Genomic DNA, 23,025 nt, shown 5'->3' with positions numbered 1-23,025 from the left:
AGCACCCTTTAGGCAGTGAAGGCGTCAAGCGCGTTCTCGTGAATATCAATGCGTCCCAGCACGTTGACCGGCAGGTTAAACTGCAGCTCGGCGAAGGACAGCACCGGGACGTGATGGAATTCGTCCTGGATAAGCAGGCGCAGCGGGCTGCGTAAGTCCTGGGCAGACAGCAGCACGCTGGTTTGCCGTTGGAACAACGGGAACACTTCCCGCAGCTGCTCGAGCAGCAGGGCGTGTTTGTCCTGGCTGAGGGCAAAGAAGGTTTCGTTCTGCGTCTGGCGCAGGCTGTCGCGCAGGATCTCTTCGGTTTCCGGCGTCAGTAACCACACCTGCATCCCGCCGCCGTGGCTGTACTGGTGGCAGATGTGTTCTTTAATATCGATTCGTACCTGGTCGACCAGCAGGCCCACATCCCGCTCGTGCTGGCCGTGAACAATCAGCGATTCGGTGATGCTGCGCACCGAACGCAGCGAAATACGCTCGGCCACCAGCCGCTGTAGCACCGCGCTCAGGCGGGTTATCGGGAAGATGCGCTGGAACTCCTGCGCCAGCTCCGGCAGGTCCATCTCCAGCCACGAGATAATGGCGCGGGTTTCCTGCAGGCCGATGAAACGCGGGCCGCTGGCAAACAGGGCTTCTTCCATGCGGGCCAACAGCAGCTGGTGCGAACTCCAGGATTCCATCTGGAATTTATCCAGCAGCGGGTCGTTTTCCTCCAGCCACGCCCAGCCTTTTTCCTGCGGGTAGGTTTCGGTGCTGAGCTCGGTGCCGGTTTCCTCCTGCGCCAGCAGGCGGTAGTCCAGCGCTCGCTTATTGGGCGTAAAAGTGCCAATCACTTTAGGCACTTCGTAGACCAGAAAACGGAATTCATCGTCGGGCTGGTACGGCGAAAAATCGATGTTAAACACCGGCAGGGTGAAGCCGTACTGGTTCACAATACGGTTGCGCAGGCGGCGTATATCCTCGATAAGCGCCATCGCCGCCGGGTCACCGGCGCGGGCAGACGAGAAGCTGAGCACAAACAGGCGGCTGGGGTTGAAGGTACGAATATCCTCTTCGCCGTTGGCTTCCGGGGCGACAATTTCACCGCCGGTGCTGGTGGCCGCCGCGCGCCTGGCTCGCCATAGCTGGAACAGCCCCGAACTCAGGGCAATGACCCCCAGCACGATGAACACCAGCGTCGGCATCCCAGGCAGCAGGCTGAAGCAGAACATGCCGATGGCGGACATTATCCAGGCTTTAGGCTGGTTGGTGAGCTGGTCGCTTATCTCGCGGCCAATGTTGTTGTCCGGGATGTCCTCGTTTGCCGACACGCGGGTGATCATCATCCCGGCGGTCAGGGAGATAAGCATCGCCGGGATCTGGTCAATCAGGCCGTCGCCGATGGTCAGAATTGAGTAAACGTTGGCGGCGTCGCCGGCGGCCATGCCCAGCTGCAGCACGCCAATGCAGAAGCCGCCGACCATGTTGATGCTGAGGATGACGATGCCGGCTATGGCGTCGCCTTTAACGAACTTCATGGCGCCGTCCATCGCCCCGAACAGCTGGCTCTCTTTCGCCAGATCCTCGCGCTTGCTCTTTGCCTGCTGAACGTTAATCAGCCCGGCCCGCAGGTCGCTGTCGATGGACATCTGCTTGCCCGGCATGGCGTCGAGGGTAAAGCGGGCAGCCACCTCGGCGATACGCTCTGAGCCTTTGGTGATCACGAGGAAGTTCACCACCGTCAGGATCAGGAACACCACCAGGCCGACCGCCAGGTTGCCACCGACCACAAAGTTGCCGAAGGCGGTAACGATGTGCCCGGCGTTTTGCTGCAGCAGGATTTGGCGCGTGGTGGAAATCGACAGCCCGAGGCGGAACATGGTGGTCAGCAGCAGCACCGCCGGGAAGGTGGTGAATGCCAGCGGCTTGGGCAGGTACATCGCCGTCATGATGAGCAGGCACGAGACGCTGATGTTGACCGCGATCAGTACGTCAATCAGCCCCAGCGGCAGCGGGATGATCAGCATGAACACCACCGCCAGCGCGATGAAAGCCCCCACCACTTCGGAGCGTTGCATGGCGGTAATCGCCAGGCGGTTGAGAAGGTTAAACAGCGTGTTCATTGTCTTTTCAATCCTGATGAAGTCCGTTTACTGCGCCAGCTGGCTGCGTTTTTCCCACGCGGCGTATTCGCCGTTCAGGGTGCGCAGCAGGAGCAGAGCGTTGTGGCGGGTATCATCGTTGCCGCCCCAGATTTTTTCCGGCAGCGCCTGAAGCAGCGTCAGCAGTCCGTTGAAAAAGAGCGATTGCTGCAGCGGTTTTTCGCCCACAACCTGCAGTCCGAGCTGGGTCAGGTCGCGCGAGTAGAAGCCGTTGCGGCACATGCTGAGCAAAGAGCGGGTCATCACGTCGGCGCCCATCGTGACGTGGGAGTACTTGCTCTTCAGGCGGTCGAGGAACTGCGCGACTTCCGACAGCGTGTGGGTAATGGCGCGGGTATCGTTCAGCCCGGAAAGCAGGCGGCGCAGGGCCGTTGGTGGCGCTGACGGGGCCAGGGCGGCGATATCATCCGAAAGCGCACGCTGCAACGTTCGCAGCGCAGGCACGAAGCCGTCGACGCCAAACTTGTCCAGCAGCACGTCCATGATGTTGTCGGCGGACTGCTGGTTGATCACGCCGCTGTAGTAAAGCTTGCGCATTTCGCGCTTCTGCCCTGGGTCGCTGCTAAAGGCGGCAATCGCCGGGGCGGTGTTCACCCCCGCGTTAATTTTTTCCGGGTGCTGCTGCTGGAGCTCGGCCAGCATGCGTTCGACGTGCGCCGCCAGCGCAGGGTTGCTGCCGTTACGCAGGCGCATCGCCATCAGGCTGAGGGTGACAAATGCCGAAGCCGGGTCGTTGTTGGCCTGTTCCAGCAGGTCCTCAAGAGTGGGATTTTTCCCTTCCGAGCCTGACAGCAGCCGTTCAAACGCGGATTCCTGCCCGGCCTGGTCTTTCCCGGACGGGCTTTCCAGCAGGCGGCCCAGCTCCACAAGGTGGGTAACCTTGATGGCCGCCACCGAGACGCGGCGCTGCTGGGTACCCTGCGTGCGCTGCTCCTCATGTTTGATTTTCTGCTCGATGCTTTCTGCAAAGGCTGACGCCATCGACTCTTGCGCCGCACCGGGCCGCTGAGGCGCGGGCGCAGCGCGAGTGGCTGACGATGAACTGCTCGCCGCGCTTTTATCACTGTTCGTGTCGCTGATTAGCTCATCGACCAGCGCGTCCGCCTGTTCGGTTTCAAGACGCAGATTATGGTGGTGATGGTGCTGGGGGATTCTCATGTTCATTGCGTTGTGCCTTACCCGATTCGCCTGTCTGTGTGTGGGTTAAGGCCTGGGGAGGTTCCCCCGCAAATAAAATAATTTCCGCTCTCGAGGGCTGTGTAAGAAGTTGCACAAACCGGCTTTCAGGCTGTGTGTGTTTTTACTCATATTATTCCGAGTTTAAAATTTTAAATTAATAAAATCATATTGTTATGTTGGTTTATTTCGCTGGCATGGCGCTTGCTATAGGACGAACTCCTGAATCTATTCACTAAAAAGGTGTTCACCATGTCAGCCATGTTTGATTTCGAATCACAGGTCTTTCCGCAAGTGCAGCCGACTTTTGAGCCCAACGTTGTGCAGGGCGAGTTTCCGGTGGTTAACTGGGAGCGAGTAATGCGCGACAACGAGCAGCGTCTGTATAATTTTATTCGTAAACGCGTGGCAAACTTTGCCGATATAGAAGATCTGGTGCAGAACACCTGGTATGAGGTGATTCGCAATAAGCACAAGTTTTGCGGCTCATCGCGCCCGGAAACCTGGATGTTTGGGATTGCGGTAAACCTGGTGAAGAACCACTACAAATCCGTCAAAGTGAGCTACCTGCACGATGAGCTAAATGACGACGTGCTCGGGACGCTGCTGCATTCGGAGCAGCCAGAAGGGGTGACAGAGGGTAAGGATATCCTGGCGAAAGTGTTGCAGAGAATTTCGCAACTCCCTGAAGATTATCAACAATTATTACAACTGATCGTCGATAATGACATCAGTTACCAGGAAGCGGCCGACCGGATGACCATTCCGATCGGCACCGTTCGCTCACGTCTTTCCCGTCTCCGGCAGTCCTTAAAACAGGATCTGGGGTGGGATAGCCTGAACTGAGCCACGTTCGCTTCGTTATCCCCTGAACGAGAAGAATAATACCCTATGAAACAAGACGGCGGGCCGCATCCACGGCCCAATGACTCTCCGGATTTGCTGGGCGCCGCTTTCAACAGTATGCGCGAGCTGGTTTTCATCGTTGACAGGGATTTCACTATTGTTTTTGCCAACCATAAGGCGCTCAGCGTTTGCCTGCCGGCAAATGAAGGGCGTCTTTCAGGCGAAAATATTTTCACCCGCCTGCGGGGCTACGGCGATCTGCCGCTGCTCGCGGTGGTGGAGCAGCAGCTGGAGCAGCCGGAGCATTCGCTGTACGGCGATAAAATCAACGCCCGCTTTCACGCCTCGCCCGATCTGGTGATTCCGGTGGAAGTTTGCCCGAGTCGCTTTGCGTTCCAGGGGCAGAACTGGGTGATGATGGTGGTGTGCGATACCCGCTACCGCAACGACATTCATCGTTTTTACTACGACCGAGAAAACGAACTTCGCGACATTCTGGATAACGTGCCCGATGCTATTTTGCGCGTGGACAGCGAGCAAAGGCTGCTCTATGCCAACGAAACGGCGCTGCAGTGTATGCCCAGGAGCGCGGCGGCTATCGGCCTGAAAATGAATTCGCTCATCGGCGACTCGACCCTGATGGAGCAGATCAACTGGTCGCTGCAGCTGGTGCTGCGCAAGCACATTCAGCTGGAGGCCGTGCTGCATGGCGTGCGCTCCGACTCACGGATAGGGAGGATTTATCAGGCGCGTTTTATTCCTGAGTTCACGCCGCAGCAGACGCTGAAATCCGTGCTGGTGATCGCTCGTCCGGCCTCCCGGCAATATTTTGCCGAACAGCAGGTGCGCCAGACCCACGAACAGCTGAGGCAGATGACCCAGAAGATGCAAAGCAGCGTCGAAAACGAACGCAAGCATATGGCGCGAGAAATTCACGATGAGCTGGGGCAGCATCTTACCTCACTGCGGGTAGGGATCTCCCTGCTGGGGCAGAACCATCCCGCGCTCCAGCATGAAGTCGAACCTTTGACTCAGCTGGTGGATGGCACCATTAAAGTGGTGCGTGACATTGCCACCCAGCTGCGCCCGGCGGTGCTGAATATGGGGCTGAAGCCCGCGCTTATCTGGCTGCGGGACCAGTTCAATAAGCTTCGCTCCGGGGTCTGTACGTTGACCATTCAGCCGCTGCCGGTGTCGCTGTGTGACGATGAGGTGACGGCGATTTTCCGCGTAGTGCAGGAGTCGCTCACCAACGTTCAGCGGCATGCGAAAGCGCGGGAAGTGGAGGTGAAGGTGCTGACCCGGGGCAACGTCGTGCTTATTTGCATCAATGATGACGGCCAGGGGTTTGATCCGGGCCTGGTGTCCGAGGGGGCATTTGGGCTGCTGAGCATGCGGGAACGCTGCATGATGAAGGGCTGGACGTTTAACATCCACAGCACGCCGGGTAAAGGGAGCTGCGTGCATATCGAGATCCCTTATACCCAGCCGGGCGCGGCTAAAGTTTATGATAACGAATAGCAAACTTGATGATGTCGGCGTTGTTGTCGAACTGCATTTTTTCCATCATGCGGGTTTTATGGGTGCTGACCGTTTTGTTGCTGATGCTCAGCGTCTCCGCTATGCCGTTGACATTTTCGCCGCTGCTCAGCAGACGGAGGATCTGCTTTTCGCGCTGGGATAGCGTGGCGTAGCGGCGAAGCTGGTCGTTTTCCTGGGTAGAAAAGACGATGGCTTCCGCCAGCGAAGGGTCGATATAGCGCTGGCGGGCGGCCACGCGATGGATGGCGTGCAGCAGCGTTTGCGGGGCCTGATCTTTAGTAATGAAGCCGTGGGCACCGCTGGCGAGGACCATCTGGGCGATTTGCGGCTCGTTGTGCATGCTTAATACCAGCACCGGCAGCATCGGCCACAGCCGGGTGATTTGCTGCACCAGTTCCGGCCCGGACTCGCCGGGCATGGAGAGATCCAGCAGCAGCACATCAACATCAATTTCCGTCAGCAGCGAGAGCACCGTTTTGCCACAGCCGGCTTCCGCCACCACTTTAATTTTCTTATCCAGTGAAAAAATTTGTTTCAGGCCCTCGCGCATCAAAATGTGATCGTCCGCGAGGAGGAGTCTGATTGCCATACCGTCTGTCATCCATAATTTATAGTTATTAAATTGTTCTTTTTTATAAAAATAATTATCGCGCACAAATTGCAAAGACGCGTGATAAATGAACATAGCAGCCTCGCCGCGGCGAATCTAGCTCTGCCGGGGGCGATAAAGGTTGCAGCTTGTTACAAGTTGCCCACGCGTCCCGTGCCGGGCGCGATGGCGCAACGATTTTGCTGCGCTCAGGAACCAGCGCGCCGCTCTTCCCACTTAACCTTTTGACTCAACAACTAAAGTGGGGAGATTTCATGCCGTTGAACAGCGTTGATACCAGCTTGCGGGTCGATCCTGGCCTGATAAGCGGTAACTCAAACCGACGGGTATCCATGCGCATCGCGCTGGAGCCTAACAATCCTCAGCACTTCGACTGCACCGTGAAGGTGTCGTCGCGCCGGGCGGATGCGCTCTATTACGCCAATAAAGCGATAGATGATACCTGGCGCATTCTGGACATGGGGTCGGGCAACCAAAAGAACCATGTTCGCGCCACGATGGGTGAATCCTATAAGCGAACGCTGCTGGCGCAGAAGGGAACGGGCAATGGGGACTACACCGTGCGAGCCTGGGAGGCTTCTAAGTTTCGTGCGGGCAACTGCGGTGAAATGGCGGCAGTGAATGCGCTGCTGCTGGCTAACTCCCGCGTCAAACAGCCGGTTTCCGTGGTGCATAACCGTGACGTAGACCATGCCTTTGTGATCATTGGCGATCCGCGCGTAGACGGGAAGTCCATTGTGTCCGATCCCTGGCCGGAGTTTGGCCGCGCCATGCGGCTGGAGGACGCTAAATTCGGCGATAGTTTCCACGTACTGCATACCTACCAACCCGGCTACAGGGACGATGATGTCCGCGAGAAGCTGCTGCGCGGAGAGAAAGCGACGCAGGCCGAGGTGGATAAAGCGTTCCGTAAGGCAGCGCCAAAACTTGCGAAGCTCAGTCCGGAACAGCTGCGTGACTCAGTGGCCGCCGGGCCGGGATACGTGCAGCGCCACGCCTCCAACAACCTGGGTATTCAGTATGACGGCAGCGACAGCCGTGGCGTGGTGCAGCATTTTGACCAGTCGTTGTCCGCGGGGCAGCTACGTTCCCGTATGAGCGGGCCTCAGGCTGCCGCTGAGGCGCAGCAGCGTGGGGCCCCGGCCCCGACGTTCAGCAGTAACGATCGTCCTCGTCAGCGCACGGAGTCCTTTGCCGCAGAATCATCCTCTCGCGGCCGCCGCCCACGAACGGCATCAAATGCGGTACCGCCCGCAGCGCCTCGTCGGCGGGCAAACTCCATCGATGTTCGTCCGGCACCAATGCCGATTTACGCACCGCCGCCACCGGCACCGGGAAATATGTACAGCACCATCCCGCTTCCGGCCTCCGGGCCTGCTTTTCATTACGGGCCGCCACCCGCTGCGGCACCGGTTTACAGCTACGGACCGCCGCCGATGCATGCCCACGCGCCTGTGCACGGCATGAATAGCCGACCGGTCTACCGCGAGCCGCCGGTGATTCCACCCGACGTTTACGGCGCCGCGCCAGCCCCGGCCCGAACGCGGCCTCGTTCTAACTCCGTGACCGCCGCTTTCCGGCGAATTTTAGGTAACTAACGATGCCCGCACCTTCAAAACTAGCGCAAATTTTGCAGCCGCTGCTGACCGATGATCTCGGCCAAAAAGCCGAGCTGGAGAACGCCGAAGGCTATTCCATAGAGCTTGCCGAGGGCTTAACGCTGGAGATCAGCGAGTCCCCGGTGGGGCACCTGCTGCTGAGTTGTATTTTGCCCGTGCGGCCAACCCGGCTGAGCGACACCGAAACCCTCTCGGTGCTGCTGCAGGCAAACCTGCTGGGAATGGATTACCCGCCGGTGCTCACCGGGCTGCTGCCTGAACAACAGCAGGTCGTGCAGTGGAGCAGCCTGCCGTTTCACCAGCTCGAGCCGGAAGTGTTAAAGCGGCTGTTTAACCGCTTTGCCCTGCAGGCCGAAAAGCTGGCCGCCTGGCTCGTATAAAAATCACCCTCACGTTTTAGCCGCCGGAGTGCGGTTAAAACGTTTTCCGCAATGAGCTTCGCAGAAGAGGAAAAAACGCTACTGTCAGGGGAGTAAAAGTGAAACAATAGTGGCTGTTTATACAGTAGAAGTGATGTTATGGCTTTGTCGTCGGCGCAAAAAGCGCAAATCGGTGCCTGGTATAAGGCGCTACAGCAGCAGATCCCGGACTTTATTCCGCGAGCGCCTCAGCGGCAGATGATCGCCGAGGTGGCGAAGACCCTCGCCGGTGAGGAAGGGCGGCATCTGGCTATCGAAGCACCGACCGGCGTCGGCAAAACCCTCTCTTACCTGATTCCCGGCATTGCCATCGCCAGGGGAGACCAAAAAACGCTGGTGGTCAGCACCGCCAACGTCGCACTGCAGGATCAGATTTACAGCAAAGACCTGCCGCTGTTGCGCAAAATCATTCCTGACCTGAAATTTACCGCCGCCTTTGGCCGTGGGCGTTACGTCTGCCCGCGTAACCTGGCCGCGCTGGCAACCGACAACTTTACCCAGGGCGATTTGCTGGCCTTTCTCGATGATGAGATGGCGCCGACCAGCAAAGCCGAGCAGCAGCGCTGCGCCAAACTCAAAGCCAGCCTCGACGGCTATAAATGGGACGGGCTGCGCGATCATACCGACGAGGCCATCGAGGATGACCTCTGGCGGCGGCTAAGCACCGATAAAGCCAGCTGCCTGGGGCGGAACTGCCACTGGTACAAAGAGTGCCCGTTCTTTGTGGCACGCCGCGAAATCGACGAGGCGGAAGTGGTGGTCGCCAACCATGCGCTGGTGATGGCGGCGCTGGAAAGCGATGCGGTGCTGCCGGAAGCGAAAAACCTGCTGCTGGTGCTGGACGAAGGGCATCACCTTGCCGACGTGGCACGCGACGCGCTGGAGATGAGCGCCGAGGTCACGCCGGGCTACAGCCGCCTGCAGCTGGACCTGTTCAGCAAGCTGGTGGAAACCTGCATGGCACAGTTCCGGCCAAAAAGCCCGCCGCCGCTGACCTCTCCTGAACGTTTGACCAACCACTGCGATGAAGTTTACGAGCTGCTGCAGTCGTTTCACGCTATCGTCGGCCTGTGGCTGCCGGGCGAGCGGGAAGGGGAGCACCGCTTTGAGATGGGCGTGCTGCCCGAAGAGGTGATGGTCATTTGCCAGCGGCTGGCAAAGCTGATGGAGGCCCTGCGTAGCCTGTCTGAAGCGCTGCTGAACGATCTGAGTGAAAAAACCGCCAGCCATGACATCGTGCGCCTGCACCGGGCGCTGCTGCAAATGAACAGGGCGCTAGGCTTCTTTGAAGCGCAGAGCAAACTGTGGAAGCTGGCGGCGATGGAGCAGGCCTCCGGCGCGCCGGTGTCGAAGTGGGTCACGCGTGAAATCCGTGAGGGGCAGCCGCATCTTTTCTTCCACTGCGTGGGCATCCGCGTTAGCGATCAGCTGGAGAAAATGCTCTGGCGCAAGGTGCCGCACGTGATAGTCACCTCTGCCACGCTGCGTTCGCTAAACCGTTTTGACCGCCTGCAGGAAATGAGCGGGCTGCGTGAGAAAGCGGGCGACCGCTTTATCCATCTGGACTCGCCGTTTAACCATATCGAGCAGGGTAAAATCGTGATTCCGAAGATGCGCGTTGAGCCACTGATGGAGCACGAGGCGCAGCATATTGCCGAGATGGCGGCGTTCTTCCGTGCGCAGCTGGCACTGGGCGAGCACAAAGCGATGCTGGTGCTGTTTGCCAGCGGCCGGGCGATGCAGCAGTTTTTAACCCACGTCACCGACCTGCGGCTGATGCTGCTGGTGCAGGGCGATCAGCCTCGCTACCGGCTGGTGGAGCTGCACCGCAAGCGCGTTGAGGCCGGGGAAACCAGCGTGCTTATCGGCCTGCAATCTTTCGCCGAAGGGCTGGACCTGAAAGGCGAGCTGCTGACCCAGGTCCATATACATAAAATCGCCTTCCCGCCGGTAGACAGCCCGGTGGTCGTCACCGAAGGGGAGTGGCTGAAAAGCCTTAACCGCTATCCTTTCGAGGTGCAGAGTTTGCCCAGCGCCTCTTTTAACCTGATCCAACAAGTTGGGCGTTTAATTCGCAGTCACGCCTGCTATGGTGAAATAGTCATTTACGACCGCCGCCTGCTGAGTAAACGCTACGGCGAGCGCCTGCTGGCCGCGCTGCCGGTGTTCCCGATTGAACAGCCCGAAGCGCCGGAAGCAAAAGTGATAATAACGACGCCGAAACACACTGTACGGCGCAAACGTGTGAGCAAGAAATAGCAAGGAGAGTCTGAATGGACTATCGCAAAATCATTAAAGAAATTGGCCGGGGGAAAAACCACGCCAGAGATCTCGATTTTGATACCGCGCGCGGATTGTATAGCCATATGCTGAAGGGCGAAGTGCCTGACCTGGAGCTGGGCGGCGTGCTGATTGCCCTGCGTATCAAGGGCGAAGGCGAAGCGGAGATGCTCGGTTTTTATGAGGCAATGAAGCAGCACGTTATTGCGCTAACCCCGCCACCGGGTAAACCGATGCCGATTGTCATCCCTTCCTATAACGGCGCCCGCAAGCAGGCGAACCTCACGCCGCAGCTGGCGCTTTTGCTCAACAAGCTGGGTTACCCCGTGGTGGTCCACGGCGTGAGCGAAGACCCAACCCGGGTGTTAACGGAAACCATTTTTACGCTGCTGGGCATTGAACCAACGCGCTACGCCGGACAGGCGCAGGCGAAGCTTGAGTCTCATCATCCCGTCTACCTGCCAATTAGCGCGCTTTGCCCGCCGATGGAAACCCAACTGGCGATGCGCTGGCGCATGGGCGTGCGTAACAGCGCGCATACGCTGGCGAAGCTGGCCACGCCGTTTGCCGAAGATGCCGCGCTGCGTCTGGCCAGCGTTTCTCATCCGGAATACGTGCCAAAAGTGGCGAAGTTCTTTGCCGATATCGGCGGCCGTGGGCTGTTAATGCACGGTACCGAGGGCGAGGTGTACGCCAATCCGCAGCGTTGCCCGCAGATTACGCTGATTGATGACAAGGGAACCCGCGTGGTCAGCGAGCGGCAGACCGACGTCGACGGCGAGGCCGTTGTGCTGCCGTCGGGCAAAGATCCTGCCGTGACCGCACGCTGGATTGAGCGCTGCGTGGCGGGCGTTGAGCCGGTGCCGCAGTCGCTGAAAATTCAGATGGCCTGCTGCCTGCTGGCCACCGGCGAAGTGGCCACGCTTGAGGCTGGCCTGGCGCGTGTTGCTGAAGTTTTCTGAACGACAAACAAAAAAAAGCCCGCGACAGGCATCGCGGGCAAACAAGGGTAACATCAGGGTTAAACAAGGGTAGTGCTATCAAGGCCGATGAGGGTACCGGCCTCAATGAGGGTAATGCCTGAGCGCGTGATTATTTGTAGATAACCGCGGTGCCGCTCATTTGACCTTCGGTGTTCGCAGAGGTAATCGCGTAAGAGCTTGCGCCTGCTGCTTCTGCTTTAGCCGCCAGTTTTGCTTCCAGGCCATCCAGGGTCGTTGCGCCAGTTGCGGAAACAACACCAATTTTATTCAGGTTCTGTGTCTGTGCTTCGTTCACGGATTGGGCAGCGAAAGCACCGAAAGACAGAGTTGAAAGAGCAATTGCAGCTACAGCATATTTGATGGTTTTCATGGCTAAATTCTCGCAGGTTGTTCTGTTAAGGTGACGTTGTTCCGTCGATGTGATTATGGTCACACTTTTTAGTGGAAGAATAAATCGAAGAGAATTGACGACCTTAATCAAAAAAATTGAATTAGTTATAACCTGTTGAAATAAGTAGTGATTACGAGGTAAATAGTTTCGCTGCGTGACGTTAACCCTGGAAACACTTAGTTTGCGCACATTTTGCTACTCTTTTTGTTAGTGCTGGTCGTACCTGATGTGCAATCGCTTGCGCACGCTTTTTGGGATGACTTTGATTTTTTGCGCAGTAACCTGCCGGGGAAGCTTTTATAATGTTGTCTTTCCTTTTCAACCCGATGGATGAGGTTCGATGGAGATAAAGCTGCACTCCAACGCCACAACAACGCCGCGTACGCGTAAGTACATTCAGGAGTCCGAAAAAACGGACGGCGAGCTGGCGGAAGAGCTGAACATTTCGGTCGATACCGTCCGTCGCTGGCGCAGGCGCGACGACTGCTACGACAAGTCTCATCGGCCCAATACGATTCATCGTGCGTTAAGCCACGAGCAGGAGTCGATGCTGGTGTTTCTGCGTCTGCGCCTCGCGCTTTCCCTGGACGAGCTTCTTGAAGCCGCGCGCTTGCTGATTCAGCAGGGGATTTCTCGCGCCAGCGTCAGCCGCATGCTGCAAAACTGGCAGCAGTCCCGCATGAGTAAGCCGGATCTCAAGCAGACGCCGGGCCATTTTGTGCTGGATGCCTTCCCGCTGCCGGAAATCATTAGCCACAAGCAGGGCGAGCTGCTGGTGTTCAGCGACCGCGTTTCCGGCTATATGGCCGTTGCGCTTCGGGAGCGCGGCAGCGAGGCTATGCCTGAGCCGCTGGTGGGATTTTTACGCGAAGGGCTTTCGCTGCCCCTGCTTTCGTTAACGGCGAAACCGTGCGTGTTCACCCGGAATCTCGCTGAGGCACTTGGCGTTCCTTTATATACGGCCCCGCAGGAAAGCTGGCTCGAAAAAGCCGGGCAGGGCAATTATCACCAGCAGCTGGATGTGCTGTTGAACGGCGAGCGCTTTGATAAGCGTCTGGGGTTAGGGGCCGTGCTGCTGGAGTTCGAAGATCTTTTGAATAAGAGAATTATTCGCAGCCGGCTAAAAAACCTCACCCCGGAAGCGTGGCTCAAGCTCAATCATCCCCGGCGTTAAGCGCCCGTTCGGGCGCTTCATATTAATGAAACGCTATTTCCCCTCACACAGCGACAGAAAATACTGCGTCAGCAAATGTGCCGGTCGGCCGCTGGCCTGGGTGAACTTCCCTCGCGACAGCGCGGTACCGCTGACGTCGAGATGCGCCCAGGGGCGTTGATGGCAGAATTTACTGAGGAACTGCGCGGCAGACACCGCGATAGCGGCGTTGTTGGGCGGCGTGTTGGTATAGTCGGCAATGGCGCTCTTCACCTGGCCGTCAAAGCTTTCGTCCAGCGGCAAAGGCCAGACGCGATCCTGCGTCAGGCTGCCCGCCTGCTGCAGGCGCTGGCTTAACGCTTCGTTGTTGCTCATCAGCCCCGAAATGTCGTAACCCAGCGCTTTGACTACCGCGCCGGTCAGCGTGGCGACGTCAACCATGGCGGCAGGCTTAAAGCGTTCTGCGGCATAGCTAAGGGCATCCGCGAGGACCAGGCGGCCTTCGGCATCGGTATTAATAATTTCTACGCTTGCACCCGCATGAGAGCGCACAACGTCACCCGGCATCATCGCGGTGCTGCCGGGCATGTTTTCCGCCAGCGCCATGACCGCCGCGACGTTGATGGGCAGGTTCAGGCGTTTCACGGTCTCCATCATGCCGAACACCACCGCCGCGCCGCACATGTCGTACTTCATCGTGCGCATGCCTTCGCCTTCCTTCAGCCACATCCCGCCGGTATCGAAGGTAATCCCTTTCCCGACCAGGGCATAAACCGGGTCTTGTTCGCCGGCACCCTGCCAGCACAGCGTAACCAGCCGGGGCGGATTGACGCTGCCTTTTCCCGTGGCGTGCAGGCAGCCGAGGCCGTGGTCAAAAATGGCCTGCTCGTCGAGGATCTCACAGCTGGTTTGCGGATGCTGGGCGGCCCAGGCTTCTGCTTGCAGCGCCACATCCTGCGGGCGGCAGTCCAGCGCGGGCAAATCCGCCAGCTGGCGAGAAAGCTGCATTCCCTGAGCGATAGCCTCGGCCTGTTCAGCCAGGCGGCGCGCCAGGGCGTTGTTGGGCTCGGTTATCAGCCACAGTTCGCTGTCGCCCGGCGGCTGGTCCTGACGATAGCCCAGCTGCGGCAGCTGATAGAAGCGGTTGAGCAGGGCTATCAGCAGCGTGCGCAGCCGCACAAACGTGGTTTCGTCCGCCAGGTTAAAGCCCGCAAGGTCCAGCGCGACGGGCTGCAAAACGGGAGACGGCAGCAGCGTTTCAACGGCAGAAAGCAGCTGGCGAAGCACGACTGGCTGGGTGACATCGGCAGAAGGCAGCAGCGTCAGGCGCTCGCATATACCCTGCAAGCCAAAGGCGGTTGTTTGCGGCTCATCATAGGTAGACATCTCTTCCAGCAGGGGCTGGAGCGCGTTCGGCCAGCGGCTCAGGGAAGTATTCCACAAGATGAGATGAGCGCTGTTAAAGGCAGCGTCGGGTGAAACTAGCTGGCATTTCATTGGATAACCTCCGCGGTGATGCGCTGTTGGTAGGCGTCCAGCCATTCGCTATCTGCCGGGCGGATGACCGTGCGGTTGCCGTCCCGGGCGGTGAGAAACACCTGCGCAGGCTGTACTGGCGTGGCGACAGAGAAAGAGAAGTTGTCGATGGTGGTGGCCGCGCCGTATTCGCCCCGGTTGTTCATGCAGACGACGGACAGGTCGCCGGCACGACCGTAGCGGGAAATCAGTTTGGCCTCCAGGTCATAAACCGCAGACTCGGCCGCCCGCTGCGGTGACATACCGCGCGCCATGCGGCTGACAATCTCGTAGCTGATACAGCCTTTCATCAGATCTTCGCCGAGGCCGGTGGCGGTGGCGGCGCCGACTTCACTGTCGGCATAGAAGCCGGAGCCGGATACCGGTGAGTCGCCTACGCGGCCAGGGCGCTTCATAAACAGGCCGCTGGTAGAGGTGGCGACAGACATTTTTTGTTGGCCGTCGAGCGCGATCACTCCCACGGTGTCGTGCCCGGTGTAGGGGCTTAGCCCGCGATCGAGGGTTTCACGCTTGCGCTTGAGGTAATGATTGTGCGCCCGCTCGGTCAGCATCGTTTTGCTTTCAAAACCTTGATCTTTTGCCCACGCTTCGGCTCCCTGGCCCACCATAAAACTGTTAAAACGCTCTTCGCTGAGGGCCCTGGCGACCAGTATCGGGTTAGCGATATTCCTTACCCCGGCGACGGCGCCGAGCGCGAGGCTGGTGCCGTCCATAAAGGCGGCGTCCAGCTCGACTTCACCCTTTTCATTGGGCAGGCCGCCGAAGCCGACCGATTTATAGAAAGGATAATCTTCTACGCATTTGACCGCATGCACCACGGCGTCGCTGGCCGAACCGCCTTGCTGCAGCCGTTCGGCGGCTTCACCAACGCCTTCCCATGCCATACGCCAGGTGGCGATCGTTCCCCAGTTTGCTGATAACGTCATGTTTAACTACTCCGTGGCGGGTTTGCGTTCAGTCACCTGTGCCGGTGATTCACTGGCCCGGTACTGCCGGTCAACGACCTTCAGGAACGGCAGGTATATCAGCGCCCCGATGCACAGGTTAATCAGTTGGATAACCGCGCCGCTCAGGTGCCCGGTGACGATAAATCCGCTCAAGACCGGCGGCAGCGTCCAGGGGATGTACACCCCGGTGGTGGTGGCCACCATGCCAATGGACATGGCGATGTACTGCACCGTGACCAGCACCAGCGGCACAAGGTTAAAGGGGATCAGCATGACGGGGTTCATGATGACCGGCAGGCCAAACAGCACCGGCTCGTTAATGTTGAAAATGGAGGAGCCGACGGCCAACCGTGAGACATTTTTGATGTGCTGGCTGCGGGCGAACAGCAGCATAGCAATCACCAGAGACAATGTTGCCCCTGCGCCGCCCATCCAGATCATGTCGTAAAATTGCTCGGTCACCACGTGCGGCGGCGGCATGCCGGCCTGCGTGGCGGCCAGGTTGTCCATCTGGTTTTCCATCCAGAAGGGACGAAGGATGCCGTTGACCATCGAGCCGGAGTTAATGCCTACCGACCACAGGCTGGTAATACTGAAGCAGGTAAACAGTGCGCCGATGTAAGAGGTGCCGAAGTGGCGGATAGGCGTCGCCAGCACTTCATAGACGAACTGATGAATGGTGTGATAGTCGGTTTTTGCGAACAGCACGCGAACCGCCAGGGCAATAATCAGAATTAGCAGCGACGGGATAAGCGCCGCGAAAGATTTTTGCACCGCCGGAGGGACGCCGTCCGGCATTTTGATGACCCAGTTCTGGCGCAGCATCCAGGCAAACAGCTCCGTACTCGCCAGCGCCCCCAGCATCGCGACAAACAGCCCCTTTGAGCCCAGCCATTCCATTGGGATCATGTTGCCGACGTCCGGATGTTTGGCAAAAGGCGTGAGGATCAGGAAGCAGGAGAGGGACAAAATGCCGGAGGACATTCTGTCGATGTCGTAGCGCTCTGCCAGCCGGTAGGCCACCAGAAAGCTGATAAAGACCGCCATCGTTGAGAAGATGGCGTTAAAAGGGATTTCAACGGTGGCTGACCAGCCCTCGCCAAAAATAGAGGCCATAAACTGCTGGTAGTGGGTGCTAGGGAACGACGAGATAACCAGCAGAATCGAGCCCACGATAATAAACGGCATGAACGAGATATAGGCGTCGCGAATGGCACCGAGGTGGCGCTGCTGCGCCATTTTGGCGGCCAGAGGCATCAGCCGGGCTTCTAATGCGGCCATCAGGTTTTTCATTTTACCGCTCCGAAAGTAATCACAAGAGACAATTCTTGCGTGCCATTACCTTAGTGATTGTTCGGCGCTAATAAAGTGAGTTAATTCACAGATGAGCTATATAAGTATCATATGATTGCTTAAATATTTTTGCGTAGCGGAGAAATAAAAATGCCCCGCAAAGTGGACTGCAGGGCATTTTGCTGGCCTGGGCAAGGGCTATTTGTAGATAGTGGCGGTACCGTACAGGTGGTTATCACCGCCCGCAGAGTTAATCACGTAGCCGGTTGCACCCTGTTCTTTGGCTTTTTCTGCCAGTTTGGCCTGCAGATCGTCAAGGTTGCTGGCTTTGGCCGTCACGGTGCCGATAGGTTGCATTTGACCAAGGTTTGCGTCACTCATTTCCTGGGCTGCCATGGAGGCAAAAGGCAGTGCAGCAAGAGAGATAACCGCAGAGAAATACAGCAGTTTTTTCATCTTTACATCCTCTTGAGCGTTAAGAGCGTAACACCTTTTTGTTGTCTGACAGTTACAGTTTAGTTCTCCTGCTGGCAGGCAATGACGCAAAAAATTGATGGACTTATGCGTGTTTTTTGAACGATAAAACTTGACCTAAAACTGACAAAAAACACACATTTATGTGGCTGATATTGTTGATTTAACGGGCGTCGGGGCGGACGAGGTCGAAACGCAGGGATTCATCGACCGTGTAATAGGCGGTGGGCCCCCCGGCTCGCAGCACGGGTTTTGCCAGCGCGGTCTGGTAAATGCCGTCGATAAGCAGTTCTTCATCAATATGCACTGCAACGACTTCACCCAGCACCAGCCAGCTGTTTAGCTCGTCGCCGTCGGCAGACGTCAGGCGAATGCACTGCGACAGGCGGCACTCAAAGTTGACCGGGCTTTCCGCCACCAGGCTGGCGTTGACCTTCGTCCCTGCAACCGGCGTCAGGCCTGCGCGCTGAAACTCATCTTCGCCACGGGGGAGCGTGACGGAAGTTTCGTTCATCTGTTCGGCAAGAGGGCGTGTGGTCAGGTTCCAGACGAACTCTTTGGTGTCGAGGATGTTCTGGACGCTGTCTTTCCAGCCGCTACTGGCGAAACCAATGATTGGTGGGCGATAGTTAAAACAGTTAAAGAAGCTGTAAGGTGCGAGATTACGCTGGCCCTGCAGGTTGCAGGAGGAAATCCAGCCAATCGGGCGCGGCCCGACAATAGCGTTCAGCGGGTCGTGCGGTAAGCCGTGGCCCACCGAGGGCTCGTAGTAATAACGTTTTTTACTCATTGCGCACCTGAATTGATGTTGAAGAGGTCAAATCGCCGTCGATGTATTTACCCGACGCAGAGAGCAGAGTATCTTACGCGCCCACACAAGGAGAAGCCCCGATGAAAACCCCAGCCGCCACTAAACCTGGTTTGCACCCTCGCAACCGCCACCGCAGTCGCTATGACTTTGCCGCGTTAACCGAAAGCAGCCCGGCGCTGGCCGCGTTTTTGCGTCAGGGGCCGCACGGTGACACCACCGTCGATTTTGCCGATCCGCTGGCGGTTAAAGCGCTGAACCAGGCGTTGCTGGCGCATTTCTACCAGGTGAAGCAGTGGGATATTCCGGAAGGTTTCCTTTGCCCGCCGGTGCCGGGGCGCGCGGACTATATTCACCATCTGGCCGATCTGCTGGCGGAGGGTAACGACGGCACCGTGCCCGCTCAGGCTTCCGTGCTGGATATCGGCGTGGGCGCCAACTGCATCTATCCGCTGATCGGGCAGCACGAATACGGCTGGCGCTTTACCGGCTCTGAGCTGGACGATGCTGCGTTCCGCAGCGCCCAGCAAATTATTGACGGCAATCCTGGGCTGAGCCGCATGATTCGCCTTCGCCGCCAGAAAAATGCCGCCTGTATTCTGGACGGGATTATCCACAAAAATGAAACCTACGACGCCACGCTGTGCAACCCGCCGTTCCACGACTCGGTGGAGGCGGCCCGCAGCGTGAGCGAACGTAAGCGTCGTAACCTTGGACAGAGCGAAGATGGTGCGCTTAACTTTGGCGGCCGCGAGCAGGAGCTGTGGTGCGAAGGGGGCGAAGTGGCCTTCGTTAGCCAGATGATCAAAGAAAGTAAGGCTTTTGGTCGCCAGGTTCTGTGGTTCACCTCGCTGGTGTCAAAAGGTGAAAATCTGCCGGCGCTGTACCGCGTGATGCAGGAAACCGGCGTGGTGAAAGTGGTGAAAAAAGAGATGGCCCAGGGGCAAAAGCAGAGCCGTTTCATCGCCTGGAGCTTTATGGATGATGCCCAGCGCGCACGCTGGGCAAAAAACCGCGGGAAATAATTAGCCGGTCGGGCTGGCGGGGGGTAACGCACCCGCCGCCGCTTCTGAGGCCTGTAAGGTCTGCACCGCATCGGCACCCGGCTGCATGACCTGCACGGTTTGCACCGGTGGCCTGATGCCCGCATCATCAAAGTGTTTTTTGACCATGCCGTCGAGCGCGTAGCGCACCGTCCACTGTTTTAGCGGCAGGGTGGTAAAGGTGACTCTCACCGTAAAGGCCTGGTTTGTCAGCCCCACGATGCCCGAGAACGTCGGCTCGCCAATCACCAGCATGCGAATATCTTCCTGGCCCATCAGCGCTTCCACCGCCTCTTTCAGCACCCGGTTAGCTTTATCCACGTCCTCCTGCCTGTCGACGTCATAGTTTGCGACGAAGGAGCCGATCCCGCGCACAAAGTTGGCGAAGGTCGTTATCGATGACCAGGGGATGATGTGGTAAGCCCCGGTATCCTGGCGGACGCCCACCGAACGGATAGACATTTTTTCTACGGTGCCGGTAATCGCCCCGATGGTGATGTAGTCGCCGGTGTTCATCCCATTTTCAAACTGAATGAATATCCCGGTAATAATATCCTTTACCAATGTTTGCGAGCCAAAGCTTATCGCCAGCCCCAACGCGCCCGCCCCGGCCAGCAGCGGCGCAATATTCACGCCAATTTCAGAAAGCAGGATCATGATAGTGATGGTGCTTATCACCACGGCCAGCGCGTTACGGAACAGCGTCAGCAGCGTGCGGGCCCGCGCACTTGGCATCGGGCGGCCGTGGATATCCGACGCGAGGCGGTTTTCGATCAGGCTTGCCAGCAGCGTCCAGCCGACCGCAGAGAAGAAAAGGATAAGCACGATGCGAATCAGGATATCGACGGTTTTCTCTCCGGCACCCTGGGTAAGCCATTGCCAGACATCGAAAAGTCCCCAGGCATCCAGCAGCAGCATGACTGCTACGCAAACGGTAAGAATGCGCGCCAGCTTCAGCGAGACGGATATCCAGCCGTTAAGGCGTTTTTGTAGCTCGGGGTAATTACGCTGTACCTGTGGAGAAAGGGTGATGGTTTTTGCTATCCAGCGTGAAAGCATGCCGGAGATAAACGCCGCCACGCCGACGATCGTCAGGCTGTGCAGCGAGGCGCCCATCATGAATTTCAGGCTGTTGCCCGGATCGAAGAGCGAAAGGAAAAACAGCACCACAAAATAGAGGCTGGCGAGCCAGTGCCAGATGAGCGCAAAAGCACGAATAAACAGGCTAAAGAAGCTCATTGAGCGGTCTGCCAGGTGAATCAGACTTTGCTGGATGGCGCGTTTATTGTGAAAAATCAGGTACTGCGCCCAGACGGTGATCAGCAGCATCACCACCACGTTGACCGTGGCGCTGATCTGGGCGTTAACCTGATTGGCGAGAATCGGCACCACCACCAATAATCCGTAGCCAATGAGCGTACTCAGCCACGAAAGGCGCAGGCTCCAGTAGCGGGCGCCCTGGTCGCCGATGGGGAAGGGGCGCAGCGCCGGGAAGCGCGGGCTGAAAATGAGGCGCAGCACGGCTTTGAAGAACTCGATAAGCCCAAAGGCGTTGAGAAACAGCCCCTGCTGGCGCGCGATGGTGGCGTTGCCGGCGTTCATTTTGTCGCTGAGGAGCTGCCCGATGAACAGCGTCAGCGCCAGCAGCAGGATATCCACCGCGAAAGCGCTGAGGATGGTTATCGGCAGGTGAAGCCAGTTGGTATGGTCGCGATTTTTTCTTCGCCCCCAGTCGCCCATTTTGGCCCACAGCGGCCGGACGCAGGCGCGGAGCAGAAAATAAAATACGAAGACGGCGCTGGCAAGCATCGCGAAGTGGCTCAGCGCATTGAAGAAAGTCTGCTGGTTAAAGGCTTTCCTCGGTGCGCTGGCAATGTTTTGCTGGAGCTGCTCAAAGCGCTGCGTGAGTTCTCCCCCGTAGCGGCGACTGACGTCGGTGACGTTTTCGAGCACGGTTTTATCTTCGGTGAGCGTGTCCGGTGGCGTGATAGCAGGCACGCCTGGCGAGGCGTCGTCAGCGGCGACTTTGCGAAGCTGCTCGATGAGTTCACTGCGGGACCTGGGGTTGTCCAGGACGTCGGCGAGCGCCGAATAAGCTTTTTTCTTTTCTTCTACGCCGGGCTCTGCCGGTGCTGCGGTACTGCTTTGGGACGTTGAGGCGGCAACGGCGGCGGCGGGTAAGGTGACCGCATGGCCGGGCAGGCTCATCAGGCTAAACAGTAATATCAGGATCCATCGCACAGCGCTCCTCCGGACTGAGAAATCGGACAAAAGAGTAAGTATAGTGGCTGAGATTTTGGTGAGGTAAAAAGCGGGATAATTCCAGAAAAAGCAGGGCGGCCAGGCTTAGCCGCCCTGAGTGAAACGTTATGCGACGTGCTGCAGGAACTCGCGCAGGCGCGGGCTCGGCGGGTTGTCGATAAGCTCCTGTGGGTTACCGTCTTCCGCCACGCGACCTTTATCAATAAAGATCAGGCGGGAGGCCACCTTGGCGGCAAAGCCGACTTCGTGGGTGACGATAACCATGGTCATGCCTTCTTCAGCCAGGTCCTGCATAACTTTCAGGACTTCGTGACGCAGTTCCGGGTCAAGGGCCGACGTTGGCTCATCAAACAGCATCATCTTCGGTTTTACCGCCAGCGCGCGGGCGATAGCCACACGCTGCTGCTGGCCGCCGGAAAGCTCTGACGGGTAGTGATGCGCGCGCTCTGCCAGGCCAACCTTCGCCAGCAGCTCTTTGGCCAGCTTATCGGCAGCGTCTTTCTTCATGCCGCGCACGCGGATCGGGCCGAAGGCGACGTTTTCCAGCGCCGTCAGGTGCGGGAAAAGGTAGAACTGCTGGAACACCATGCCGGCTTCCTGGCGGATCAGGCGATCGTCGACCTTCGGATCGTTTACCTTCAGGCCGTCGACGATCAGGTCGCCGCTGGTGATTTCTTCCAGCTTGTTGATGCAGCGCAGCAGCGTGGATTTACCGGAGCCGCTTGGCCCGATAATCACCACCACTTCGCCCTGTTTGATGTTCAGGTCAATATTGTGCAGCACCTGGGTTGGACCAAAGTGCTTGGAGACGTTTTTAAATTCAATCACAGGATTTTCATCCTTCTTTCAAGGCGACGCAGCACGAAGCTCAGCACCAGGGTAATAATCAGATAGAAGACCGCAACGGCGCTCCAAATCTCCAGCGCGCGGAAGTTACCGGCGATAATTTCCTGACCCTGACGAGTCAGCTCTGCCACACCGATAACGATGAACAGCGAGGTGTCTTTGATGCTGATTATCCACTGGTTACCCAGCGGCGGCAGCATACGGCGCAGCGCCAGCGGCATGATCACGTGGCGAATGGTTTCACGTTTAGATAGCCCCAGCGCCAGGCCAGCTTCCTGGAAGCCTTTGTGGATAGACAGTACCGCACCACGGGTTATCTCTGCGATGTAAGCCCCGGAGTTGATCATGATGGTGACGACGGCGGCGCTAAACGGATCGATACGCAGATCGGTAAAGGCCATCGGCAGGGCGAAGTAAATAAACATTACCTGCACCACGATAGGCGTGCCGCGAATCACTTCGATGAAAACAAGGGCAACGTGGTTGGCAATCCAACCGCCGTAGGTGCGAGCAAAGCCCGCGACTAAACCAATTACTAAACCGCCGCAAAGCCCCAGGATTGAAATCCATAGGGTCATCTTAGCGCCTTCAAACAAGATGGGAATTGCAGGCCAAATGGCGCTCCAGTCAAACTGCATGATGTGTTCCTGTTG

The 23,025-nt window shown here is 57.9% G+C and carries 20 protein-coding genes; 8 read left to right on the top strand and 12 right to left on the bottom strand.

Features of this window, described 5'->3' with window-relative positions:
* Positions 1 to 8 precede the first annotated feature (8 nt).
* The gene (sctV, locus tag JT31_RS05480) at positions 9 to 2,105 is read right to left on the bottom strand and encodes a type III secretion system export apparatus subunit SctV (RefSeq protein ID WP_038474292.1); all 2,097 of its coding nucleotides are present in this window, start codon (positions 2,103 to 2,105) and stop codon (positions 9 to 11) included.
* A 27-nt stretch (positions 2,106 to 2,132) separates the two neighbouring features.
* Positions 2,133 to 3,308: a type III secretion system gatekeeper subunit SctW gene (gene sctW / locus JT31_RS05475; protein WP_038474289.1), complete on the bottom strand. Its 1,176-nt coding sequence runs from the start codon at positions 3,306 to 3,308 to the stop codon at positions 2,133 to 2,135.
* A gap of 264 nt (positions 3,309 to 3,572) precedes the next feature.
* Between sctW and JT31_RS05470 the strand changes: the two genes are divergently transcribed.
* Together JT31_RS05470 and JT31_RS05465 are read left to right on the top strand one after the other, a co-directional pair.
* Positions 3,573 to 4,166, top strand: a complete 594-nt coding sequence (locus JT31_RS05470) for an RNA polymerase sigma factor (RefSeq protein WP_038474286.1) — start codon at positions 3,573 to 3,575, stop codon at positions 4,164 to 4,166.
* A 45-nt stretch (positions 4,167 to 4,211) separates the two neighbouring features.
* A complete protein-coding gene (locus JT31_RS05465) occupies positions 4,212 to 5,687 on the top strand; it encodes a PAS domain-containing sensor histidine kinase (RefSeq protein WP_038474283.1) in 1,476 nt (491 codons plus the stop codon).
* Here JT31_RS05465 and JT31_RS05460 read toward each other — a convergent pair.
* Entirely contained in the window at positions 5,665 to 6,297 is a 633-nt protein-coding gene (locus tag JT31_RS05460; protein ID WP_038482821.1) for a response regulator transcription factor, read from the bottom strand. The genes JT31_RS05465 and JT31_RS05460 overlap by 23 nt on opposite strands.
* A 275-nt stretch (positions 6,298 to 6,572) precedes the next feature.
* Between JT31_RS05460 and JT31_RS05455 the strand changes: the two genes are divergently transcribed.
* From JT31_RS05455 to ybiB, 4 genes are all read left to right on the top strand, one after another.
* Positions 6,573 to 7,916 carry a hypothetical protein gene (locus tag JT31_RS05455; RefSeq protein ID WP_038474281.1) on the top strand — a complete coding sequence of 448 codons (1,344 nt, stop codon included), beginning with the start codon at positions 6,573 to 6,575 and terminating at the stop codon, positions 7,914 to 7,916.
* A 2-nt stretch (positions 7,917 to 7,918) separates the two neighbouring features.
* Positions 7,919 to 8,317 (top strand): CesT family type III secretion system chaperone, encoded by a 399-nt coding sequence (locus JT31_RS05450; RefSeq protein WP_038474279.1) that lies wholly within the window; start codon positions 7,919 to 7,921, stop codon positions 8,315 to 8,317.
* A 138-nt stretch (positions 8,318 to 8,455) separates the two neighbouring features.
* On the top strand, positions 8,456 to 10,615 hold the full coding sequence (gene dinG, locus JT31_RS05445; RefSeq protein ID WP_038474276.1) for an ATP-dependent DNA helicase DinG: 2,160 nt from the start codon (positions 8,456 to 8,458) through the stop codon (positions 10,613 to 10,615).
* A gap of 14 nt (positions 10,616 to 10,629) precedes the next feature.
* Positions 10,630 to 11,598 carry a DNA-binding protein YbiB gene (gene ybiB, locus JT31_RS05440; protein ID WP_038474274.1) on the top strand — a complete coding sequence of 323 codons (969 nt, stop codon included), beginning with the start codon at positions 10,630 to 10,632 and terminating at the stop codon, positions 11,596 to 11,598.
* 130 nt (positions 11,599 to 11,728) lie between these two features.
* Here the strand turns inward: ybiB and ybiJ are convergent, their stop codons facing one another.
* A complete protein-coding gene (gene ybiJ / locus JT31_RS05435; RefSeq protein ID WP_038474271.1) occupies positions 11,729 to 11,989 on the bottom strand; it encodes a DUF1471 family protein YbiJ in 261 nt (86 codons plus the stop codon).
* Positions 11,990 to 12,350: 361 nt separating this feature from the next.
* Here ybiJ and JT31_RS05430 point away from each other — a divergent pair, with 361 nt between their 5' ends.
* A complete protein-coding gene (locus tag JT31_RS05430) occupies positions 12,351 to 13,184 on the top strand; it encodes a hypothetical protein (protein WP_038474269.1) in 834 nt (277 codons plus the stop codon).
* Positions 13,185 to 13,217: 33 nt separating this feature from the next.
* Here the strand turns inward: JT31_RS05430 and JT31_RS05425 are convergent, their stop codons facing one another.
* The 5 genes from JT31_RS05425 to JT31_RS05405 all read right to left on the bottom strand — a co-directional run bounded on the left by JT31_RS05425 (position 13,218) and on the right by JT31_RS05405 (position 18,203).
* Positions 13,218 to 14,660, bottom strand: a complete 1,443-nt coding sequence (locus JT31_RS05425) for a leucyl aminopeptidase (protein ID WP_038474266.1) — start codon at positions 14,658 to 14,660, stop codon at positions 13,218 to 13,220.
* On the bottom strand, positions 14,657 to 15,625 hold the full coding sequence (locus JT31_RS05420; protein WP_038474263.1) for a N(4)-(beta-N-acetylglucosaminyl)-L-asparaginase: 969 nt from the start codon (positions 15,623 to 15,625) through the stop codon (positions 14,657 to 14,659). The genes JT31_RS05425 and JT31_RS05420 overlap by 4 nt, the downstream gene beginning before the upstream one ends.
* Positions 15,626 to 15,631: 6 nt before the next feature.
* Positions 15,632 to 16,939: a PTS cellobiose transporter subunit IIC gene (celB, locus tag JT31_RS05415; protein WP_038474260.1), complete on the bottom strand. Its 1,308-nt coding sequence runs from the start codon at positions 16,937 to 16,939 to the stop codon at positions 15,632 to 15,634.
* A 198-nt stretch (positions 16,940 to 17,137) separates the two neighbouring features.
* Entirely contained in the window at positions 17,138 to 17,395 is a 258-nt protein-coding gene (bhsA, locus tag JT31_RS05410; RefSeq protein WP_038474258.1) for a multiple stress resistance protein BhsA, read from the bottom strand.
* A gap of 181 nt (positions 17,396 to 17,576) precedes the next feature.
* The gene (locus JT31_RS05405; RefSeq protein ID WP_038474255.1) at positions 17,577 to 18,203 is read right to left on the bottom strand and encodes a flavin reductase family protein; all 627 of its coding nucleotides are present in this window, start codon (positions 18,201 to 18,203) and stop codon (positions 17,577 to 17,579) included.
* Between the two features lie 101 nt (positions 18,204 to 18,304).
* Here JT31_RS05405 and rlmF point away from each other — a divergent pair, with 101 nt between their 5' ends.
* Positions 18,305 to 19,246 (top strand): 23S rRNA (adenine(1618)-N(6))-methyltransferase RlmF, encoded by a 942-nt coding sequence (rlmF, locus tag JT31_RS05400; protein ID WP_038474252.1) that lies wholly within the window; start codon positions 18,305 to 18,307, stop codon positions 19,244 to 19,246.
* Here rlmF and ybiO read toward each other — a convergent pair whose 3' ends face one another.
* The 3 genes from ybiO to glnP all read right to left on the bottom strand — a co-directional run bounded on the left by ybiO (position 19,247) and on the right by glnP (position 23,010).
* Complete coding sequence (gene ybiO, locus JT31_RS05395) at positions 19,247 to 21,505, bottom strand: mechanosensitive channel protein (protein WP_038474249.1); 2,259 nt, start codon at positions 21,503 to 21,505, stop codon at positions 19,247 to 19,249.
* A 126-nt stretch (positions 21,506 to 21,631) separates the two neighbouring features.
* Positions 21,632 to 22,354, bottom strand: coding sequence for a glutamine ABC transporter ATP-binding protein GlnQ (glnQ, locus tag JT31_RS05390; protein WP_038474247.1), 723 nt, complete (start codon positions 22,352 to 22,354; stop codon positions 21,632 to 21,634).
* Positions 22,351 to 23,010 carry a glutamine ABC transporter permease GlnP gene (gene glnP, locus JT31_RS05385; protein ID WP_008461026.1) on the bottom strand — a complete coding sequence of 220 codons (660 nt, stop codon included), beginning with the start codon at positions 23,008 to 23,010 and terminating at the stop codon, positions 22,351 to 22,353. Before glnP ends, glnQ begins: the two co-directional genes overlap by 4 nt.
* Positions 23,011 to 23,025 lie beyond the last annotated feature (15 nt).

This window comes from Cedecea neteri, from assembly GCF_000757825.1.
GTDB classification, from domain to species: Bacteria; Pseudomonadota; Gammaproteobacteria; order Enterobacterales; family Enterobacteriaceae; genus Cedecea; species Cedecea selenatireducens.
Note: the sequence above shows the minus strand (reverse complement) of the source record. Positions and strands in the feature narration are given on the sequence as shown.

Coding starts and splice junctions, on each gene's coding strand:
- JT31_RS05420 (WP_038474263.1), bottom strand. CDS start 15,625: ATGACGTTATCAGCAAACTGGGGAACGATCGCCACCTGGCGTATGGCA.
- ybiJ (WP_038474271.1), bottom strand. CDS start 11,989: ATGAAAACCATCAAATATGCTGTAGCTGCAATTGCTCTTTCAACTCTG.
- ybiB (WP_038474274.1), top strand. CDS start 10,630: ATGGACTATCGCAAAATCATTAAAGAAATTGGCCGGGGGAAAAACCAC.
- JT31_RS05465 (WP_038474283.1), top strand. CDS start 4,212: ATGAAACAAGACGGCGGGCCGCATCCACGGCCCAATGACTCTCCGGAT.
- JT31_RS05470 (WP_038474286.1), top strand. CDS start 3,573: ATGTCAGCCATGTTTGATTTCGAATCACAGGTCTTTCCGCAAGTGCAG.
- JT31_RS05425 (WP_038474266.1), bottom strand. CDS start 14,660: ATGAAATGCCAGCTAGTTTCACCCGACGCTGCCTTTAACAGCGCTCAT.
- JT31_RS05460 (WP_038482821.1), bottom strand. CDS start 6,297: ATGGCAATCAGACTCCTCCTCGCGGACGATCACATTTTGATGCGCGAG.
- sctW (WP_038474289.1), bottom strand. CDS start 3,308: ATGAACATGAGAATCCCCCAGCACCATCACCACCATAATCTGCGTCTT.
- JT31_RS05430 (WP_038474269.1), top strand. CDS start 12,351: ATGGAGATAAAGCTGCACTCCAACGCCACAACAACGCCGCGTACGCGT.
- rlmF (WP_038474252.1), top strand. CDS start 18,305: ATGAAAACCCCAGCCGCCACTAAACCTGGTTTGCACCCTCGCAACCGC.
- sctV (WP_038474292.1), bottom strand. CDS start 2,105: ATGAACACGCTGTTTAACCTTCTCAACCGCCTGGCGATTACCGCCATG.
- celB (WP_038474260.1), bottom strand. CDS start 16,939: ATGAAAAACCTGATGGCCGCATTAGAAGCCCGGCTGATGCCTCTGGCC.
- JT31_RS05455 (WP_038474281.1), top strand. CDS start 6,573: ATGCCGTTGAACAGCGTTGATACCAGCTTGCGGGTCGATCCTGGCCTG.
- bhsA (WP_038474258.1), bottom strand. CDS start 17,395: ATGAAAAAACTGCTGTATTTCTCTGCGGTTATCTCTCTTGCTGCACTG.
- JT31_RS05450 (WP_038474279.1), top strand. CDS start 7,919: ATGCCCGCACCTTCAAAACTAGCGCAAATTTTGCAGCCGCTGCTGACC.
- dinG (WP_038474276.1), top strand. CDS start 8,456: ATGGCTTTGTCGTCGGCGCAAAAAGCGCAAATCGGTGCCTGGTATAAG.
- JT31_RS05405 (WP_038474255.1), bottom strand. CDS start 18,203: ATGAGTAAAAAACGTTATTACTACGAGCCCTCGGTGGGCCACGGCTTA.
- glnP (WP_008461026.1), bottom strand. CDS start 23,010: ATGCAGTTTGACTGGAGCGCCATTTGGCCTGCAATTCCCATCTTGTTT.